Annotated in this window: 21 protein-coding genes; 4 read left to right on the top strand and 17 right to left on the bottom strand. The window is 67.0% G+C overall.

The features are described 5' to 3' along the window. Positions 1–30 precede the first annotated feature (30 nt). Complete coding sequence (locus tag ETX26_RS00755) at positions 31–564, bottom strand: J domain-containing protein (RefSeq protein ID WP_129522816.1); 534 nt, start codon at positions 562–564, stop codon at positions 31–33. A gap of 172 nt (positions 565–736) precedes the next feature. On the opposite strand from ETX26_RS00755, the gene ETX26_RS14220 reads away from it, so the two are divergent. Further along, the gene (locus tag ETX26_RS14220; protein WP_165271669.1) at positions 737–883 is read left to right on the top strand and encodes a hypothetical protein; all 147 of its coding nucleotides are present in this window, start codon (positions 737–739) and stop codon (positions 881–883) included. A gap of 48 nt (positions 884–931) precedes the next feature. Here ETX26_RS14220 and pal read toward each other — a convergent pair whose 3' ends face one another. The 13 genes from pal to hisB all read right to left on the bottom strand — a co-directional run bounded on the left by pal (position 932) and on the right by hisB (position 9,325). Further along, positions 932–1,441: a peptidoglycan-associated lipoprotein Pal gene (gene pal / locus ETX26_RS00750; protein WP_129522815.1), complete on the bottom strand. Its 510-nt coding sequence runs from the start codon at positions 1,439–1,441 to the stop codon at positions 932–934. Between the two features lie 59 nt (positions 1,442–1,500). Continuing rightward, positions 1,501–2,913 (bottom strand): Tol-Pal system beta propeller repeat protein TolB, encoded by a 1,413-nt coding sequence (tolB, locus tag ETX26_RS00745; protein ID WP_129522814.1) that lies wholly within the window; start codon positions 2,911–2,913, stop codon positions 1,501–1,503. Beyond that, positions 2,910–3,722, bottom strand: a complete 813-nt coding sequence (locus ETX26_RS00740; RefSeq protein ID WP_129522813.1) for an energy transducer TonB — start codon at positions 3,720–3,722, stop codon at positions 2,910–2,912. The genes tolB and ETX26_RS00740 overlap by 4 nt, the downstream gene beginning before the upstream one ends. A gap of 12 nt (positions 3,723–3,734) precedes the next feature. Then, entirely contained in the window at positions 3,735–4,181 is a 447-nt protein-coding gene (locus ETX26_RS00735) for an ExbD/TolR family protein (protein ID WP_129522812.1), read from the bottom strand. A 1-nt stretch (position 4,182) separates the two neighbouring features. Beyond that, positions 4,183–4,878 (bottom strand): protein TolQ, encoded by a 696-nt coding sequence (gene tolQ, locus ETX26_RS00730; protein WP_129522811.1) that lies wholly within the window; start codon positions 4,876–4,878, stop codon positions 4,183–4,185. Beyond that, entirely contained in the window at positions 4,875–5,336 is a 462-nt protein-coding gene (locus ETX26_RS00725) for a YbgC/FadM family acyl-CoA thioesterase (protein ID WP_129522810.1), read from the bottom strand. Before ETX26_RS00725 ends, tolQ begins: the two co-directional genes overlap by 4 nt. Before the next feature lie 57 nt (positions 5,337–5,393). After that, the gene (locus ETX26_RS00720; protein ID WP_129524076.1) at positions 5,394–5,771 is read right to left on the bottom strand and encodes a histidine triad nucleotide-binding protein; all 378 of its coding nucleotides are present in this window, start codon (positions 5,769–5,771) and stop codon (positions 5,394–5,396) included. Next, complete coding sequence (locus tag ETX26_RS00715) at positions 5,771–6,085, bottom strand: phosphoribosyl-ATP diphosphatase (RefSeq protein WP_129522809.1); 315 nt, start codon at positions 6,083–6,085, stop codon at positions 5,771–5,773. The genes ETX26_RS00720 and ETX26_RS00715 overlap by 1 nt, the downstream gene beginning before the upstream one ends. A 49-nt stretch (positions 6,086–6,134) precedes the next feature. Further along, entirely contained in the window at positions 6,135–6,299 is a 165-nt protein-coding gene (locus ETX26_RS00710; protein WP_129522808.1) for a PEP-CTERM sorting domain-containing protein, read from the bottom strand. 85 nt (positions 6,300–6,384) lie between these two features. Beyond that, positions 6,385–7,146 (bottom strand): imidazole glycerol phosphate synthase subunit HisF, encoded by a 762-nt coding sequence (gene hisF / locus ETX26_RS00705; RefSeq protein WP_129522807.1) that lies wholly within the window; start codon positions 7,144–7,146, stop codon positions 6,385–6,387. Between the two features lie 247 nt (positions 7,147–7,393). Then, a complete protein-coding gene (gene hisA / locus ETX26_RS00700) occupies positions 7,394–8,122 on the bottom strand; it encodes a 1-(5-phosphoribosyl)-5-[(5-phosphoribosylamino)methylideneamino]imidazole-4-carboxamide isomerase (RefSeq protein WP_129522806.1) in 729 nt (242 codons plus the stop codon). Then, entirely contained in the window at positions 8,119–8,739 is a 621-nt protein-coding gene (hisH, locus tag ETX26_RS00695; RefSeq protein ID WP_129522805.1) for an imidazole glycerol phosphate synthase subunit HisH, read from the bottom strand. The genes hisA and hisH overlap by 4 nt, the downstream gene beginning before the upstream one ends. Continuing rightward, positions 8,732–9,325 carry an imidazoleglycerol-phosphate dehydratase HisB gene (gene hisB, locus ETX26_RS00690; RefSeq protein ID WP_129522804.1) on the bottom strand — a complete coding sequence of 198 codons (594 nt, stop codon included), beginning with the start codon at positions 9,323–9,325 and terminating at the stop codon, positions 8,732–8,734. Before hisB ends, hisH begins: the two co-directional genes overlap by 8 nt. Positions 9,326–9,409: 84 nt before the next feature. Between hisB and ETX26_RS00685 the strand changes: the two genes are divergently transcribed. The 3 genes from ETX26_RS00685 (at position 9,410) to gmk (ending at position 11,078) form a co-directional block, all read left to right on the top strand. Next, positions 9,410–9,910, top strand: coding sequence for an SspB family protein (locus ETX26_RS00685; RefSeq protein ID WP_129522803.1), 501 nt, complete (start codon positions 9,410–9,412; stop codon positions 9,908–9,910). Positions 9,911–9,946: 36 nt separating this feature from the next. Continuing rightward, on the top strand, positions 9,947–10,381 hold the full coding sequence (locus tag ETX26_RS00680; RefSeq protein ID WP_225425439.1) for a hypothetical protein: 435 nt from the start codon (positions 9,947–9,949) through the stop codon (positions 10,379–10,381). A 61-nt stretch (positions 10,382–10,442) separates the two neighbouring features. After that, positions 10,443–11,078: a guanylate kinase gene (gene gmk / locus ETX26_RS00675; RefSeq protein ID WP_129522802.1), complete on the top strand. Its 636-nt coding sequence runs from the start codon at positions 10,443–10,445 to the stop codon at positions 11,076–11,078. Positions 11,079–11,196: 118 nt separating this feature from the next. Here the strand turns inward: gmk and ETX26_RS00670 are convergent, their stop codons facing one another. The 3 genes from ETX26_RS00670 to ETX26_RS00660 form a co-directional block, all read right to left on the bottom strand. Beyond that, a complete protein-coding gene (locus ETX26_RS00670) occupies positions 11,197–11,994 on the bottom strand; it encodes an SDR family oxidoreductase (RefSeq protein WP_129522801.1) in 798 nt (265 codons plus the stop codon). A 136-nt stretch (positions 11,995–12,130) separates the two neighbouring features. Beyond that, entirely contained in the window at positions 12,131–13,270 is a 1,140-nt protein-coding gene (locus tag ETX26_RS00665; protein ID WP_129522800.1) for an acyl-CoA dehydrogenase family protein, read from the bottom strand. A gap of 131 nt (positions 13,271–13,401) precedes the next feature. Continuing rightward, entirely contained in the window at positions 13,402–14,565 is a 1,164-nt protein-coding gene (locus ETX26_RS00660) for an acyl-CoA dehydrogenase family protein (RefSeq protein WP_129522799.1), read from the bottom strand. Between the last annotated feature and the right edge of the window lie 245 nt (positions 14,566–14,810).

Raw genomic sequence — 14,810 nt, 5'->3', positions numbered from 1 at the left:
GCGGAGATGACGAGAAGGGGAGGTATCGCCCTAGCCCTTCCACTCGCGCCGTTCCTCCGCCTGACGAAGGACCTCGTAGGCCACCTGCAGCGCCTGGAACTGTTTCGCGGCCTCGGCGTCACCAGGCTTGACGTCGGGATGCACTTCCTTGGCGCGGTTGCGGTAGGCCTTCTTCACCGCCGGGAAATCCGCGTCGCTTTCGAGCCCCAGCAGGTCGAGCGCGCGCATCTCGTCCGCCGAGCGCGAGCCGTCGCCGCTACCCATCCAGCCGTAGTGCTGCGCCTCCGCATAGCCGGCGCTTTCGGCGCGCTCAGCCTTGGTGCGCGCTTCCTTCTCCGCCTTGTCCAGCCCTTCGAAATAGTCCCACTTCGAGTTGTACTCGGCCGCGTGGCGCTGGCAGAAGTACCAGCGATCGGGGCTGTTGGGCGCCTTGGGTGCCGGGCAGTCGCCGGGTTCCTCGCACCCGTGCCGGTCGCACAGGCGCACGGTCGCCGCTTCGCGCGACGCGCCATAGCTGCGCCAGCGGGGAAAGCCCCAATCGAGCGATCGGCGGGCGCGGCTCACGCTGAGCCTCGTAAAGTCGTTGGTCCGGCTGGCATCGGCACTAGTCTAGGGATCGTTGCCCGCGCTGGAAAGGCGCGCAAAAAGAGATTCGGCAAAAATGCTGCACCGCAACATGGCGTTCACATTCGCGCAGCTATGGAGCGTGCGACGGAATCTTCCGAAAGAACGTGAGATGAGCAGACAGCTTACATTTTCCGCGACGGTATGCACGCTGACGCTGGCATTGTTCGCGCTCGTCGCGGGACAGGGCGGCATGACCGATGGCCTCACGCCCGCTGCGCAGATCGCGCCGCTCGCCATCGGGACCGCGGTCGAGTGATCGAGATCGGCGCGCCCCCGGCAGTGCGGGGGCGCGCCGGGTTCTTCGTCAGCTGATGACGACGCTGACCGCGCGGCGGTTCTGCGCCCAGGCGGATTCGTTCGAACCGAGCGCCACCGGCCGTTCCTTGCCGTAGCTGATCGTCCGGATGCGATCGGCCGAAACGCCCAGGCTGACGAGATAGTTCTTCGCCGCGTTGGCGCGCCGCTCACCGAGCGCGAGGTTGTATTCGCGCGTGCCGCGCTCGTCGCAGTGCCCTTCGATCGTGATCCTGAGGTTCGGATACTGGCCCAGGTACTGCGCCTGCGTCTGCAGGGCAGCCATGTCGGCGCTGTCGATGTTGTAGCGGTCCGTGTCGAAGTAGATCACGTTCTGGCCGTTCACCGCGTTCTCGAAATGCTCCTGCGTGCCGACCACGGGGCCGCTCGGACCGGTCGGCGCCGGTTCCGAGGTAGTCGGGGCCGGCTCGGGAGGCAGCGACTCGGGCGGCTCCTTCTTGCACCCCGCGAGGACCACGGTTCCGGCGAGAAGAGCAGCAGTAGCAAAGCGTATTTTCATGGATGTCTTCCTCATACCAAGACGGAGGGTGCAACCCTTACGACAAATGACAAATGCACTTAAGGCAGAATCGGTCCCCAGGCCGGGTCTGACGCATCGACCGGAGTCGGCAGCCGCCGCTCGTTACGGCCGGTAAGATCCACCTGCCACAGCGACGTCCGCCCCGAGCCTCGTTCCGTGCGGAAGAACTGGATGATCCGGCCGTTGGGGCTCCAGGTCGGCGCCTCGTCCTGCCATCCGTCGGTCAGAGTCCGCATGTTGCGGCCATTGGGGCTCATCACCGCGACGTTGAAGTTGCCTGCGATGCGTGTGAACGCGATCTGATCGCCGCGCGGGCTCCATTCCGGGGTCGCCGCGCGTCCGCCGAAGAACGAGATGCGCCGCTGGTTCGAACCGTCGGCGTCCATGACGTAGATCTGCTGCGAGCCGGAACGGTCGCTTTCGAACACGATCTTGCTGCCGTCGGGCGAATAGGACCCGCCGATGTCGATGCCCGGCGCGTTGGTCAGCCGCACGCTGCGGCCGCCCCCGGCGGGGACGCGGTAGATGTCGGTATTGCCGGCCACCGCCATCGAATAGAGAATCCATCGGCCGTCGGGACTCCAGCGCGGGGCAATGGTCGGATTGGCGCTCTCGGTCACCAGCGTCTGCTGGCCCGTCCCGATGTCATAGACATAGATGCGCGGATTGCCGTCGACGTACGAAAGATACAGCAGCTTGCTGTAGTCGGGCGAGAAGCGCGGCGTCAGCGCGGTCGACCGTCCGGTGGTGATGAACCGGTGGTTCGCACCGTCCGAATCCATGATCGCCAGCCGCTTGACCCGTTTGTCCTTGGGGCCGGTCTCCGCGATGTAGGCAATGCGACTGTCGAAGAACGGGTCCTCGCCCGAGAGGCGCGAATAGACGAGGTCGGAGCATTTGTGCGCGGCCCGTCGCCAGTCGCCGGGCGGAACGACCCAGCCTTCGCGCACGAGCTCGCTCTTGAGCGCCATGTCGTAGAGATAGCAGCCGACGATCAGCTTGCCGTCGCCGCGGGCGCGGACATAGCCATGCACCAGCATTTCCGCGCCGCGGCTCGACCAGGTGGGCCAGTTGGGCGCAGTGATCTGCGGGAAAGTCGGCTGCGGCAGCGAGTCGGGCCCCACGGGCTTGAACAGGCCGTTGTTCCTCAGATCGTTGAACACGACGCGGGCCAGTTCCTTGCCCAGCGCTGCGGTTCCCGACGAATTGGCCGGCGTGGGCGTATCGCGGTCGGTTGCGAATCCGGGGATGGCGATGCCGAGGTCCTGCCATTCGCTCTCGTCGGTGACGGTAAAGGTCAGGCCGCTTTCCTGCTGCTCGATCGTCTCGACTTCCCCGCCCGTTGGTACGGGCTGGCCGAGATCGCGTGCCGAAGCGGTCGGCTGCGCCTCCTGGGCGGCGGCAGGCGCGACGAAGAGAGCAAGAGTCAGAAGGGCTAGGATCGGTTTCATTGCGAAAGGTTCCTGTCGAATCTGGCGCCGTCGATCGACCTCCAGGCGTTGTAGTACTCGGGCGGCAAGTCGAACGGCGCCGCCAGTTGGACCGCACGAATCGCGCGTTCGGCATGGAGTCCCGCCTGTGGCCGGTTGGCAGGCGTGATGCCCGACTGGTCCACTACGCGCGGAGCGCCGGAAAGGCTCCCGTCCTCGTTGAGCCGGAACGAGAGGATGGTCACCAGCTTATCGGCATCGGCGCCCTGCGGGGCGGACCAGTGCGGCTTGATCTGGCGGATGATCGCCTGGATGATGGACGCCTTCGCGCTCGCGCCGATCTGACTTGCGGGGATGCGCGTTTCCTCGGTGGTGGTGCTCGAACCGGATCCGGCAAGAAAGTCGCTGCCGACTCGGCTGCCGCCGCTGCGCTCGGTGCGCCGCTGCTCGGGCTGGCTCGTGCGGCGCGGCGTCGGCTCGCGGCGCGGCTGAGCTTCCTGGCGCGGCGCGGAGGTCGCACGCGGGCGGGGCCGTTCGGGAGGAGCGGGGCGCTCGATCTCGGCCGGGCGCGGCGGTTCGATTGCCGTCGGGGCAGGCGCCGGTTCCTCGCTCAGCGTAGGCGCGATCGCCGCGCGGCTCTCCGCCACCGGATCGGGCGCGACGGCGACCGGTCCCACGTCCTCGGCGAGACTCACCGTCATCCGCTCGGGGATCGGCGGCGGATCCGATGCCTGCGGCTGGAACAGCAGCATCACACCCAAGGCAACGTGCAGCGCCACGGCAATGCCGAGGCCGAGCCGTTCTTCACGGGATAGAGCAACGCTTGCCATCTTACGTCCGGGCTATGGAGCCGAAACTGAACCGTGGGTGACCAGCTGAATCTGGTTGAACCCCGCCCGGTTCAGCTCGCCCATGACCGCCATGACCCGTCCGTAGTCGAGCGAACGGTCGGCGCGCAGCGTCACTTGCGGCGGATTGCCGTCGGGACCCGGCCCGATATTGGCAAGCCGATCGGGCAATTCACCGGACGCCAGCACGCTTTCGTCGAGGTAGATCGTGCCGTCGCCGACGATCGATACAGTGACCTGCTCCTGCTCCTGCGGCAGCGCGTTGGCGCGGCTGTCGGGCAGGTCGACGGGCACACCTGCCGTAAGCATCGGTGCGGTGACCATGAAGATGATCAGCAGCACCAGCATGACGTCGACCAGCGGCGTGACGTTGATTTCGGCCATCGGCGTGCGGCGGCTGCCCCGCGCGCGCTTGCCCGGCCGTGCAAGGCCCATAGCCATGTCAGAGGCGCTCCAGTTCGCGGCTCAGGCTGGCGTGGAAGCGGTCGGCGAAGCGCTGCAGGCGCGCCTCGAACGCGTTCACCGCGTGGCTGAAGCGGTTGTAGGCAATGACGGCGGGAATGGCGGCGAACAGGCCGATCGCCGTCGCGAACAGGGCTTCGGAAATGCCCGGCGCGACTACCGCGAGCGAGCTCGATTCCTGCGCGCCGATCTGGAAGAAGCTGTTCATGATGCCCCAAACGGTACCGAACAGGCCCACGAAGGGAGCGACGGAGCCCACGGTGGCAAGGAAATTGAGGCGCGTGGCGAGATCGTCCGCTTCTTCCGCGACCTGCCCTTCCATCGCCAACGCGACACGCTCGCGCAGGCCTTCGCGATCCTTGACTCCGCCCTTGGTCGAGCGGCGCCATTCGGACATTCCCGCCCCCGCGATCCGCGCGATCGGGACGTTGCGCTTGGCGTGCTGCTGCATGAAGCCGTCGAAGTCGTCGGTGCGCCAGAAGTCCGCCTCGAACGCGCTCGCGCGGCGGCGGATGCCGCTCATGCGCATGCTGAACGATACGATGATCATCCAGGTCCAGATACTGGCAGCGATCAGGCCGACCATGACGACCTGGACGACGATATCGGCATCGAGAAACAATTGAACGGGATCGAGCCGGTTAGGCGTCGCCGCCGCGAGTTGCGAAAGGATCATATGACCTCTTCTTCGGTGGGGAGGACAGTCTTGAAAGCTTCACGCCAGGCCGCCGGCTGGCGGCGCGGGCGCCCGTCGGGCGCGACGAAGCCGACTCTGAGTTCGGCTTCGGCAAGCAGTTCGTCGCCGCGCAGCGCGCGCTGGTGCATCCGGCAGCTTGCTGAGCGCATTTCGGTGCAGCGGGTTTCGATCACGACGTCGTCGTCAAGCCGCGCCGGCCGGAGATAGCGGATGGCCAGGTCGGCGACGGCATAGGCTCCCTCGCCCGCCTCCACCGCAGCGCGCTGATCGATATCGAGCAGGCGCAGCAGATCGGACCGGGCGCGCTCGAACCAGCGCAGATAGTTCGCATGATAGACGACACCCGAAAGATCGGTGTCCTCGTAATACGCCCGCACCGCATAGAGGTGGCGCGTGCCATCGATCAGGCCGCCGGGAGGTGTTGGGCGCGTGGGCATCGTGACGCGCCTTAGCTGATGCCGGACTCGCCAAGCAATCGAAACTGCCAATCGTGTCTATTTCGCGATCATCCGCCCGAGCGGCTCGCCGCCGAACAGATGGACATGGAGGTGCGGCACTTCCTGGCCGCCGTGCGCGCCGACGTTCGCCAGCAGGCGATATCCGGGCTCGACCAGCCCCTTCTCGCGCGCGATCCTCCCCACCGCCCGGACGAAACCCGCGATCTCTTCCGCGCTCGCCTGGGCGGAGAAGTCGTCCCAGCTCACATAGCGGCCCCTGGGGATCACCAGCGTATGCACCTTGGCCTGCGGATTGATATCTTCGAACGCGTAGGCCCATTCGTCCTCGTAGACCTTGGTCGAGGGAATCTCGCCGCGCAGGATCTTCGCGAAGATATTGTCGTCGTCGTACGGCTGCGTCGCGTCGATCGGCATCATTCGCTCCTTGAAGCCTTTTCATCCAGTCCCGATACGCCTTCCCGCCGGTCCAGCTCCGTCAGCACTTCCTCGAGCGGGATGTCCCTGGCCGAAAGCAGGACCATGAGGTGGAAGACCAGATCGGCCGCCTCGCCGACCAGTTCTTCGCGCTCTCCGGCCAATGCGGCGATCGCCGTCTCGACGGCCTCTTCGCCGACCTTGCGCGCCATCACCGGCAGCCCGCGGGCATGGAGCTGCGCAACGTAGCTCGCCTGCGGATCGGCCTTGCGTCGCTCGGCGATGATGGCTTCGAGGCGCGGGAGCGTATCCATGCGCCGTCTCATGCGGACGGCGCGCGGCCCGGTCAATCCTTGGAGTCGATCAGTCCTTGTCGGGAGCCTTGCGGCGCGCCGCCATTCGCCGTCCGATCACGAGGCCGGCGAGGCCGAGGCCGAACAGCGCGAGGTTCGACGGCTCGGGCAGCGGCGTTCCCGCCGCTTCAGCGGGAGCGGCAATGAAAAGGAGAAGGATCGGGAGCGCTCGCATGGTCCCGTTCCCATGGCCGAGTTTTCCTCGGGCGCAAGCCGCCCTTCGTCGCCGTCCCGGATTGGTACTTGCAGGCAGCGCCGAATTAACCCCGCGCCGGCAAGCCCGCCGCGCGCAAGGCGTCGTGCGCCTCGGCGATGGTGTGCACGCCGAAGTGGAAGATCGAGGCCGCCAGAACCGCGCTCGCATGTCCCTCGGTCACGCCGTCGACCAGATGCTGCAGCGTGCCGACGCCGCCGCTGGCGACCACCGGCACGGGCACGGCGTCGGCGATCGCGCGGGTCAGCGCGAGGTCGTAGCCGGTCTGGGTGCCGTCGCCGTCCATCGATGTCACGAGCAGCTCGCCCGCGCCGAGGTCCGCCAGCCGTACCGCGTGCGCGACCGCGTCGATCCCGGTCGCGCGGCGCCCGCCGTGGGTGAAGACCTCCCACTTCCCCTCGCCGACGCGCCGCGCGTCGACCGAGGCGACGCAGCACTGGCTGCCGAAGCGCGCCGCGATCTCCCCCACCACTTCGGGTCGCGCGACGGCGGCGCTGTTGACCGCGACTTTGTCCGCCCCCGCCAGCAGGAGCGCGCGCGCATCCTCCGCGGTGCGCACGCCGCCGCCGACGGTGAGAGGCATGAAGCACACCGCCGCGGTGCGCCGGACGATGTCGAGCAGCGTCCCGCGCCCTTCATGGCTGGCAGAAATGTCGAGGAAGCACAGCTCGTCCGCTCCGGCCGCGTCGTAGGCCTGCGCCTGCTCGACCGGGTCGCCGGCATCCTTGAGATCGACGAAGTTGACGCCCTTGACCACGCGGCCATCGGCCACGTCGAGACAGGGGATGACGCGGATGCGGACTGTCATGCCGAAAGCCCAGGCAGAGAGATTTCACGCGGAGACGCGGAGACGCGGAGGGTGTTTGTCTTGATACGCTCACAGAGGCGCAGAGGCACAGAGAAAGTTCGTAGCGGCGAAGCCGCAATAGTCGTTGCCGGACCGTGTTGCGTCGGCGCGATAAGGCCTGCGGCGCTGACGGACGTCCTCCGTGCCTCTGCGCGTCCGTGAGCGCCCAAACTCTCCGCGTCTCCGCGTCTCCGCGTGACCCAAATCATCACGCCCGCCCCGCCATCGCGATCGCCGTCGCGAGATCGAGTCGGCCGTCGTAGAGCGCGCGGCCGGTGATCACGCCCTCGATGCCCTCATGCGCGTGGAGCGCGAGGAGGTGGATGTCGTCGAGCCCCTTCACTCCGCCGCTGGCGATGACCGGGATGTCGACCCGGCGCGCAAGGTCGACCGTCGCGTCGATGTTGCAGCCCTTGAGTAGCCCGTCGCGCCCGATGTCGGTGAACAGCACGCTGGCGACGCCCGCGTCCTCGAACCGGCGCGCGAGATCGGCCACCGGCACGTCGGACACTTCGGCCCAGCCCTCGGTTGCGACCATGCCGTCCTTCGCATCGACCGCGACGACAATCCCGCCCTCGAACTCGCGCGCCATGTCCCTGACGAACTGCGGGTCCTTGAGCGCCGCGGTGCCCATCACGATCCGGGCGACGCCGAGATCGAACCAGCCTTCCACCGCCTCCCGCGTGCGGATCCCGCCGCCAAGCTGGACGTAGCCGGGAAACGCGGCGACGATCGCCTCGACCGCCTCGCGGTTCTCCGCCTTGCCAGCGAACGAGCCGTCGAGGTCGACGACGTGCAGATGCTCCGCCCCGGCCTCCGCGAACAGCAGTGCCTGCGCCGCCGGATCATCGCCATAGACGGTGGCGCGCGCCATGTCGCCTTCGGCCAAGCGCACGACCTGGCCGCCCTTGAGGTCGATTGCGGGGAAGACGATCATGGGCGCCACTCCAGAAAGCGCGCAAGCAGCGCGAGACCGTAGGCCTGGCTCTTCTCGGGATGGAACTGCACGCCCAGCACGTTGTCGCGCGCAACCGCGGCGACGAGCCCGCCACCGTGATCGGTCATCGCAGCAATCTGGGCCGGGTTCTCCGCCGCAAAGTGGAAGGAGTGGAGGAAATAGGCCTCGCCCTCCTTTAGCACCGGGCCGGCATGGGCGGTGAGCGCGACGTCGTTCCAGCCCATGTGCGGCACCTTGATCGCCGGGTCGGTCTGCTCAATCGCGCGCACTTCGCCCGCGATCCAGCCGAGGCCCGGCGTCGTGCCGTGTTCCAGCCCGCGGTCGGCCAGCAGTTGCATGCCGACGCAGACTCCGAGGAACGGGGCGCCGCCGACCTCGACCCGCTCTTCCATCGCCTCGACGAGCCCCGGGATCGCGCGCAGCCCTTGCGCACAGGCGCGGAACGAGCCGACGCCGGGGAGGACGATCCGGTCCGCCGTGCGCACCGTGTCGGGATCGGCGGTTACGTCCACCGAGGCGCCGACCGTGCGAAGCGCGTTTTCGACCGAGTGGAGATTGCCGGCGCCGTAGTCGATCAGCGCGGTCCTCTCAGCCACCGAGCATGCCCTTCGTGCTCGGCACGGTGCCGCCCTTGCGCGGATCGATCTCGACCGCCTGGCGCATGGCGCGGGCGAAGCCCTTGTAGATCGCTTCGCAGATGTGGTGATTGTTGCTGCCGTAGAGCAGCTCGACATGGAGCGTGATCCCGGCGGCCTGCGCGACCGAATGGAACCAGTGCTCGATCAATTCGGTGTCCCATTCGCCGAGCCGCATCTGGGAGAACCCCGCGCGCCACACAAGATAGGGCCGGCCCGAGATGTCTAGCGCAACGCGCGCCAGCGTCTCGTCCATCGGCGAGTAGGCCTGTCCGTAGCGGCCGACCCCGCCCTTGTCGCCGAGCGCTTGACCGAGCGCCTGGCCGAGCGCGATCGCGCTGTCCTCGGTCGTGTGGTGCTGGTCGACGTGCAGGTCGCCTTCGACCTTCATGGTCACGTCGATCAGCGAATGGCGGGAGAACTGCTCGACCATATGGTCGAGAAATCCGATCCCGGTCGACACCGCATAAGTGCCGGTCCCGTCGAGGTTGACCTCGACTTCGATCGCGGTTTCCGCGGTCTTTCGCTCGATCCTGCCGGTGCGCATAAGCGCGGCGCTATACGCAAGGCTGGGCAAGGCGCAAGCATTGGCGCTTGACCGGCGCGCGAAGCGGCTTCACCAAGCGGGCATATGAGCGACGATACGCCCGATAGCCTGATCCCCTACGACGAGATCGTGCAGGAAGCGCTGCGCGCCGTGGTCGGCCGCGTGCTCGGCGAGATAGAGACGACGGGCGAGCTCCCCGGCAACCATCATTTCTACATCACCTTCAAGACCCACGCGCCGGACGTTTCGATTCCGTCGCATCTGCGCGAGCGTTTTCCGGACGAGATGACGATCGTGCTCCAGAACAAGTTCTGGGACCTGAAAGTCGGCGAGGACGGCTTCAGCGTGGGCCTCAGCTTCAACCAGGTGCCGGCCAAGCTCGACATCCCCTTCTCCGCGATCACCGCCTTCGTCGATCCTGCGGTCGATTTCGGACTGCAGTTCCAGGCCAGCGTCGCCGACATGGCGCCCGAGGCGCACGACGATGCCGAAAACGACGCGCCGGAACGCGGCGATCTTCCGCCCGTTACCGATAGCGAAGACGGCTCCAACGTCGTCACGGTCGATTTCGGCCGCAAGAAGTAGTCCGGCTGGCTCCGCCCCGCCGGAAAACGAGGGCGAATGATGGCAAAACCGAAGGGCAAGGCCGGGACCGGGGCATCCGCCAGAATCGCGGGCGCGGTCGACAAGGCGGGCGACAAGCTCGCCCCCGACGATCGCGACGTTGCCGGCCCCAGCCCCGATCCGGCGACGAACCTCCTGATCCACGACATCCTGCTGCGCAGCGGAGGACGCATCCTGCGCCTCGGGCTCGAGAAGGGACTGTTGCGCAATCGCTACGGCAAGTCCGCCGCCCGGGAGATCGTGGAGAACCGCTCCATGGTGCAGACCCTTGCCTCCTACGCCGTTGCCCGCGTCGCGACGCGGTCGGTCCCCGGGGCGATCGTCGTCGGCGGCGGCATAGTGGCGAAGGCCCTGCTCGACCGGCGCCGTTCGCGCAGGGCGGCAGAGCGGGCAGGTGATCGGAAGCTGCGCAAGCGCGCGGAGCAGGAATAACACGCCTTCTGCCGCGTCTGCGGGGCTTGATTTCGCGCGCTTGCTCGGCGCATGAGCGCGCATGGCCGACCAGGACACTCTTCACCGCCGCGGACTGATGTTCATTCTCTCCTCGCCCTCGGGCGCGGGCAAGACGACGATCTCGCGCATGCTGCTCGAGGCCGATGACGAGATCCGCCTCTCGGTCTCCGTCACCACCCGGCCGAAGCGCCCGGGCGAGATCGACGGCGTGCATTACCATTTCGTCGACGACGCCGCGTTCGACCGGATGATCGAGGAGGACGACTTCTACGAGTGGGCTCCGGTCTTCGGCTATCGGTACGGCACGCCCAAGGGCCACATCCGCGCCGGACTGAAGGAAGGGCAGGACTTCCTGTTCGACATCGACTGGCAGGGCACGCAGCAGCTCTACCAGAAGGACGAACAGGACGTGGTGCGCGTGTTCATCCTGCCCCCCAGCCTCGACGAGCTGCACCGCCGGCTGAAGGACCGCGGGACCGACAGCAAGGACGTGATCGACGGCCGCATGGAACGGGCCCGCGCCGAGATCAGCCACTGGGACGGCTACGACTACGTCGTCGTCAACGACGATGTGCAGGTCTGCTTCGAGAAAGTCCGCTCCATCCTCCACGCCGAACGCATGAAACGCGCGCGCCAGACCGGCCTGATCGGCTTCGTCAGAGAACTGATGAGCTAAGCGCGAACGTGCTCCTCCCCAACGACTTGCGTTGGGGAGGTGGCATCCGATGCGCCAGCATCGGATGACGGAGGGGCCGTCCTGATCCCCTCCCATCGCAAGATAATGGGGAGGACCGCTAGGCGGGCTCGGCGAAGTGCGTTGGCAGGTGCGCGTTGACGATCCCGCCGTCGACGGTCAGCGTCTCGCCGATCGTGTAGTCGCCCGCCCGGCTCGCGAGATAGACGGCGGTGCCGCCCATGTCGAACTTGTCGCCCACCCGCTTGCTGGGAATGCCGGCGGCCGACTTCTCCTCCTGGTCGCGCGCGGCGCGGTTCATGCTGGAGGGGAAGGCGCCGGGCGCCAGACTGGTGACGTAGATGTGGTCCTTCACCAGCCGCGCGGCCATGCGGCGCGTAAGATGGATCAGCGCCGCCTTCGACGCTTGGTAGGAATAGGTCTCCCATGGGTTCACGCGCTGGCCGTCGACCGAGGTGATGTTGATCACCTTGGCCGGACGCTCGGCGCTGGCCGCTGCAACCAGCAGCTTGTGCAGCTTCTGCGTCAGGAAGAACGGCGTCTTGACGTTGAGGTCCATGACCTTGTCCCAGCCGCTTTCCGGGAAATCGGCATAGTCCGCGCCCCATGCCGCGCCGGCGTTGTTGACCAGGATGTCGAGCCGGCTCTCGCGGGCTGAGATCTCCTCGACCAGCGCCTCGATCCCCTCCATCGTCGAGATGTCGCCCTGGATGCCGACGACTTTGTCGCCCAGTTCCTCGCAGGTCGCCTCGATCTCGTGGGCCTTGCGCGCGGTGATGTAGACCCGCTCGATCCCGGCGGCGAGAAAGCCTTCGACGATCATCCGCCCGATCCCGCGGCTGCCGCCGGTGACGAGCGCGATCCGGCCTTCGAGGCTGAAGAGGTCGTTGAGGGTCATTTACATCTCCTTATCCCCCCTCCCGCCTGCGGGAGGGGTTGGGGGTGGGCATGGGCCCGGACGGGCCCACCCCGTTGCGACTAGCCAGCAAGCTGGCAAGTCTCGCTCCCCTCCCGCAAGCGGGATGGGTCAAGCATCAATACCCGCTCATCTCCGCCACGCGGCCGGCGTGGTAGTAGACGTCGCCCATGAACTCCGCGAGCGCGCGGTCGCGCTTCATGTAGAGGCCGATGTCGTATTCGTCGGTCATGCCGATGCCGCCGTGCATCTGCACCCCTTCCTTGACCGCAAGGCCCGCGGCCTTGCCGACCTTGGCCTTGGCGACCGAAGCCATCAGGTCCGCTTTCTCGCTTCCGGCATCGAGCAATTGCTGCGCCTTGATCGTGACGGCGCGGGCGATCTCGACTTCGGAATAGAGATGCGCCGCGCGGTGCTGGAGCGCCTGGAACTCGCCGATCAGCTTGCCGAACTGCTTGCGCTGCTTGAGGTAGTCGACGGTCATGTCCATCGCCCCGCGCGCGACGCCCACGCCTTCGGCCGCCGCGCCGACGCGGCCGGCCATCAGGACCTTGTTGAGGATCTCGCGCCCGCCGTCGACTTCGCCGATCACGGCGTCGCCGTCGAGCTCGACGTTGTCGAACGTGGTGTGCGTCGCCATCGAACTGTCGACCAGGCGCACGGCATCGTGGCTCATGCCCGCCACGTCCTTCGGCACCGCAAACAGCGTGATCCCTTCCGCGTCGTCGTCCGCGCCCGAGGTGCGCGCGGCGACCACGATCATGTCCGCGCTGCCGCCGTAGACGACGAAGTCCTTGCGGCCCGACAGGCGGAAGCCGTTGCCCGACTTCTCGGCCCGGGTCCGGATCCGCTCGGGCCGGTGCTTGGCGCCCTCGTCGATCGCGACCGCGAACACGCTCTCGCCCGAGACGAGCCCCGGCATCCAGCGCCCGCGCAGGTCGTCGCTGCCGTGCTGGAGCGCGGTGCCGGCGAGCACGGCGCTGGTTAGGAACGGCGACGGCGTAAGGTTGCGGCCGATCTCCTCGAGCACGATCCCCGCCTCGACATGGCCCATGCCGAGCCCGCCGTCGTCCTCGCCCACGAGGATGCCGGTGAATCCCATCTCGGCGAACTGCTTCCACAGTGCATGGCCGAAGCCGTCCTTGCAGTCGCGGTCGCGCCAGTGGCGGAGCTGCTTCGCGATCGCGCCTTCCTCGGCCATGAACTGGCCGACAGTGTCGGAAAGCATCGTCTGATCGTCGGTGTGGTAGAGTGGCATTCTAACTCCCTCTCCCCATCAGGGGAGAGGGCCGGGGAGAGGGGAACTCCCCCCGGCCCTCAATAATGACAATTCCTATGGAGGCGCGACGCCCCCTCTCCCAACCCTCTCCCCTGAAGGGGAGAGGGCTTTTACGCCCCCGGCAGCTCCAGGATGCGCTTGGAAATGACGTTGAGCATCACCTCGCTGGTGCCGCCCTCGATCGAATTCGCCTTGGTCCGCAGCCAGCTCCGCGCGGGCTTGCCGCCATCGGTCTCCTCGCTCTCCCACTCGAGCACGGCGGAGCCGCCCGCGGCCATGATCAGTTCGTGGCGGCGTTTGTTCAGCTCGGTTCCGGCGTACTTCATCATGTTCGGCTGCGCGGGGTGCGCCTTGCCGACCTTGACCTCGTCGAGGAACTTCTCGCCCATCGCGGAGAAAGCGAGCGCATCGACGTCGAACATCGCCAGTTCGGCGCGCAGGACCGGATCGAGCTCGCCGGTCTGGCGCTTGAGCATGGCACCGATGCCCGCGCCGCGCTCCGAGCTGTCCGCACCCGAGATCATCTCCCGCTCGTGGCCGAGCAAGTACTTGGCGACGTCCCACCCGCGGTTGATCTCGCCCACGTACTGGTCCTTGGGCACCTTCACGTCGTCGAAGAAGGTCTCGCAGAACGGGCTGTTGCCGCTGATCAGCAGGATCGGCTTGGTCGAGACGCCCGGCGTCTCCATGTCGAACAGCATGAAGGTGATGCCGCGGTACTTGTCGTTCTTGTCGGTGCGGACGAGGCAGAAGATCCAGTCGGCCTTGTCGGCGTAGGAGGTCCAGATCTTCTGGCCGTTGACGACCCAGTGATCGCCCTTGTCCTCGCCGAAGGTCTGCAGCGAGACGAGGTCCGAGCCCGATCCCGGCTCCGAATAGCCCTGACACCAGCGGATTTCGCCGCGGGCGATCTCGTTGAGATACTTCTTCTTCTGCTCCTCGGTACCGAAGTGGAGCAGGGCCGGGCCGAGCATCCAGATGCCGAAGCTGGAGAGCGGCGGGCGCGCGCCGATCCGCGCCATTTCCTCGCGCAGGACCTTGGCTTCCGCCGGCGAGAGGCCGGCACCGCCGTATTCCTTCGGCCAGGCGGGGACGGTGTAGCCCTTGTCGCGGCATGCCTCGAACCAGGCCTTCTGCGCGTCGTTCTTGAAGGTTGCCTTGCGGCCGCCCCAGTACACATCCTGGTCGTCGCGCACGGGCTCGCGCATTTCGGGCGGGCAGTTGGCCTCCAGCCAGGCGCGCGTTTCCGCGCGAAACGTATCGAGATCGGACATCGAAACAGGGCTCCTCTCGGGAAGGTTCGTGACGGCCTGGGAACGCCGCCGGTTTACGTGCAGGTTAAGGTGATTCGGGCCGCCACGGCAAGCGCGAACGTGCTGTTCGGCCATGCCGTAACGTCATCACGAGCGCGTTGACGCGGCTTTACGTTCCCGTAAGCTGCGCGCGAATTTCCGGGAGGAGAGGCCCGCATGCGAATCTCTGGCAGAACGGCGTCCGCGAATGGCTCCGCGTATCACGT

Origin of the sequence: Pelagerythrobacter rhizovicinus (assembly GCF_004135625.1) — a bacterium.
Classification (GTDB): domain Bacteria; phylum Pseudomonadota; class Alphaproteobacteria; order Sphingomonadales; family Sphingomonadaceae; genus Pelagerythrobacter; species Pelagerythrobacter rhizovicinus.
Note: the sequence above shows the minus strand (reverse complement) of the source record. Positions and strands in the feature narration are given on the sequence as shown.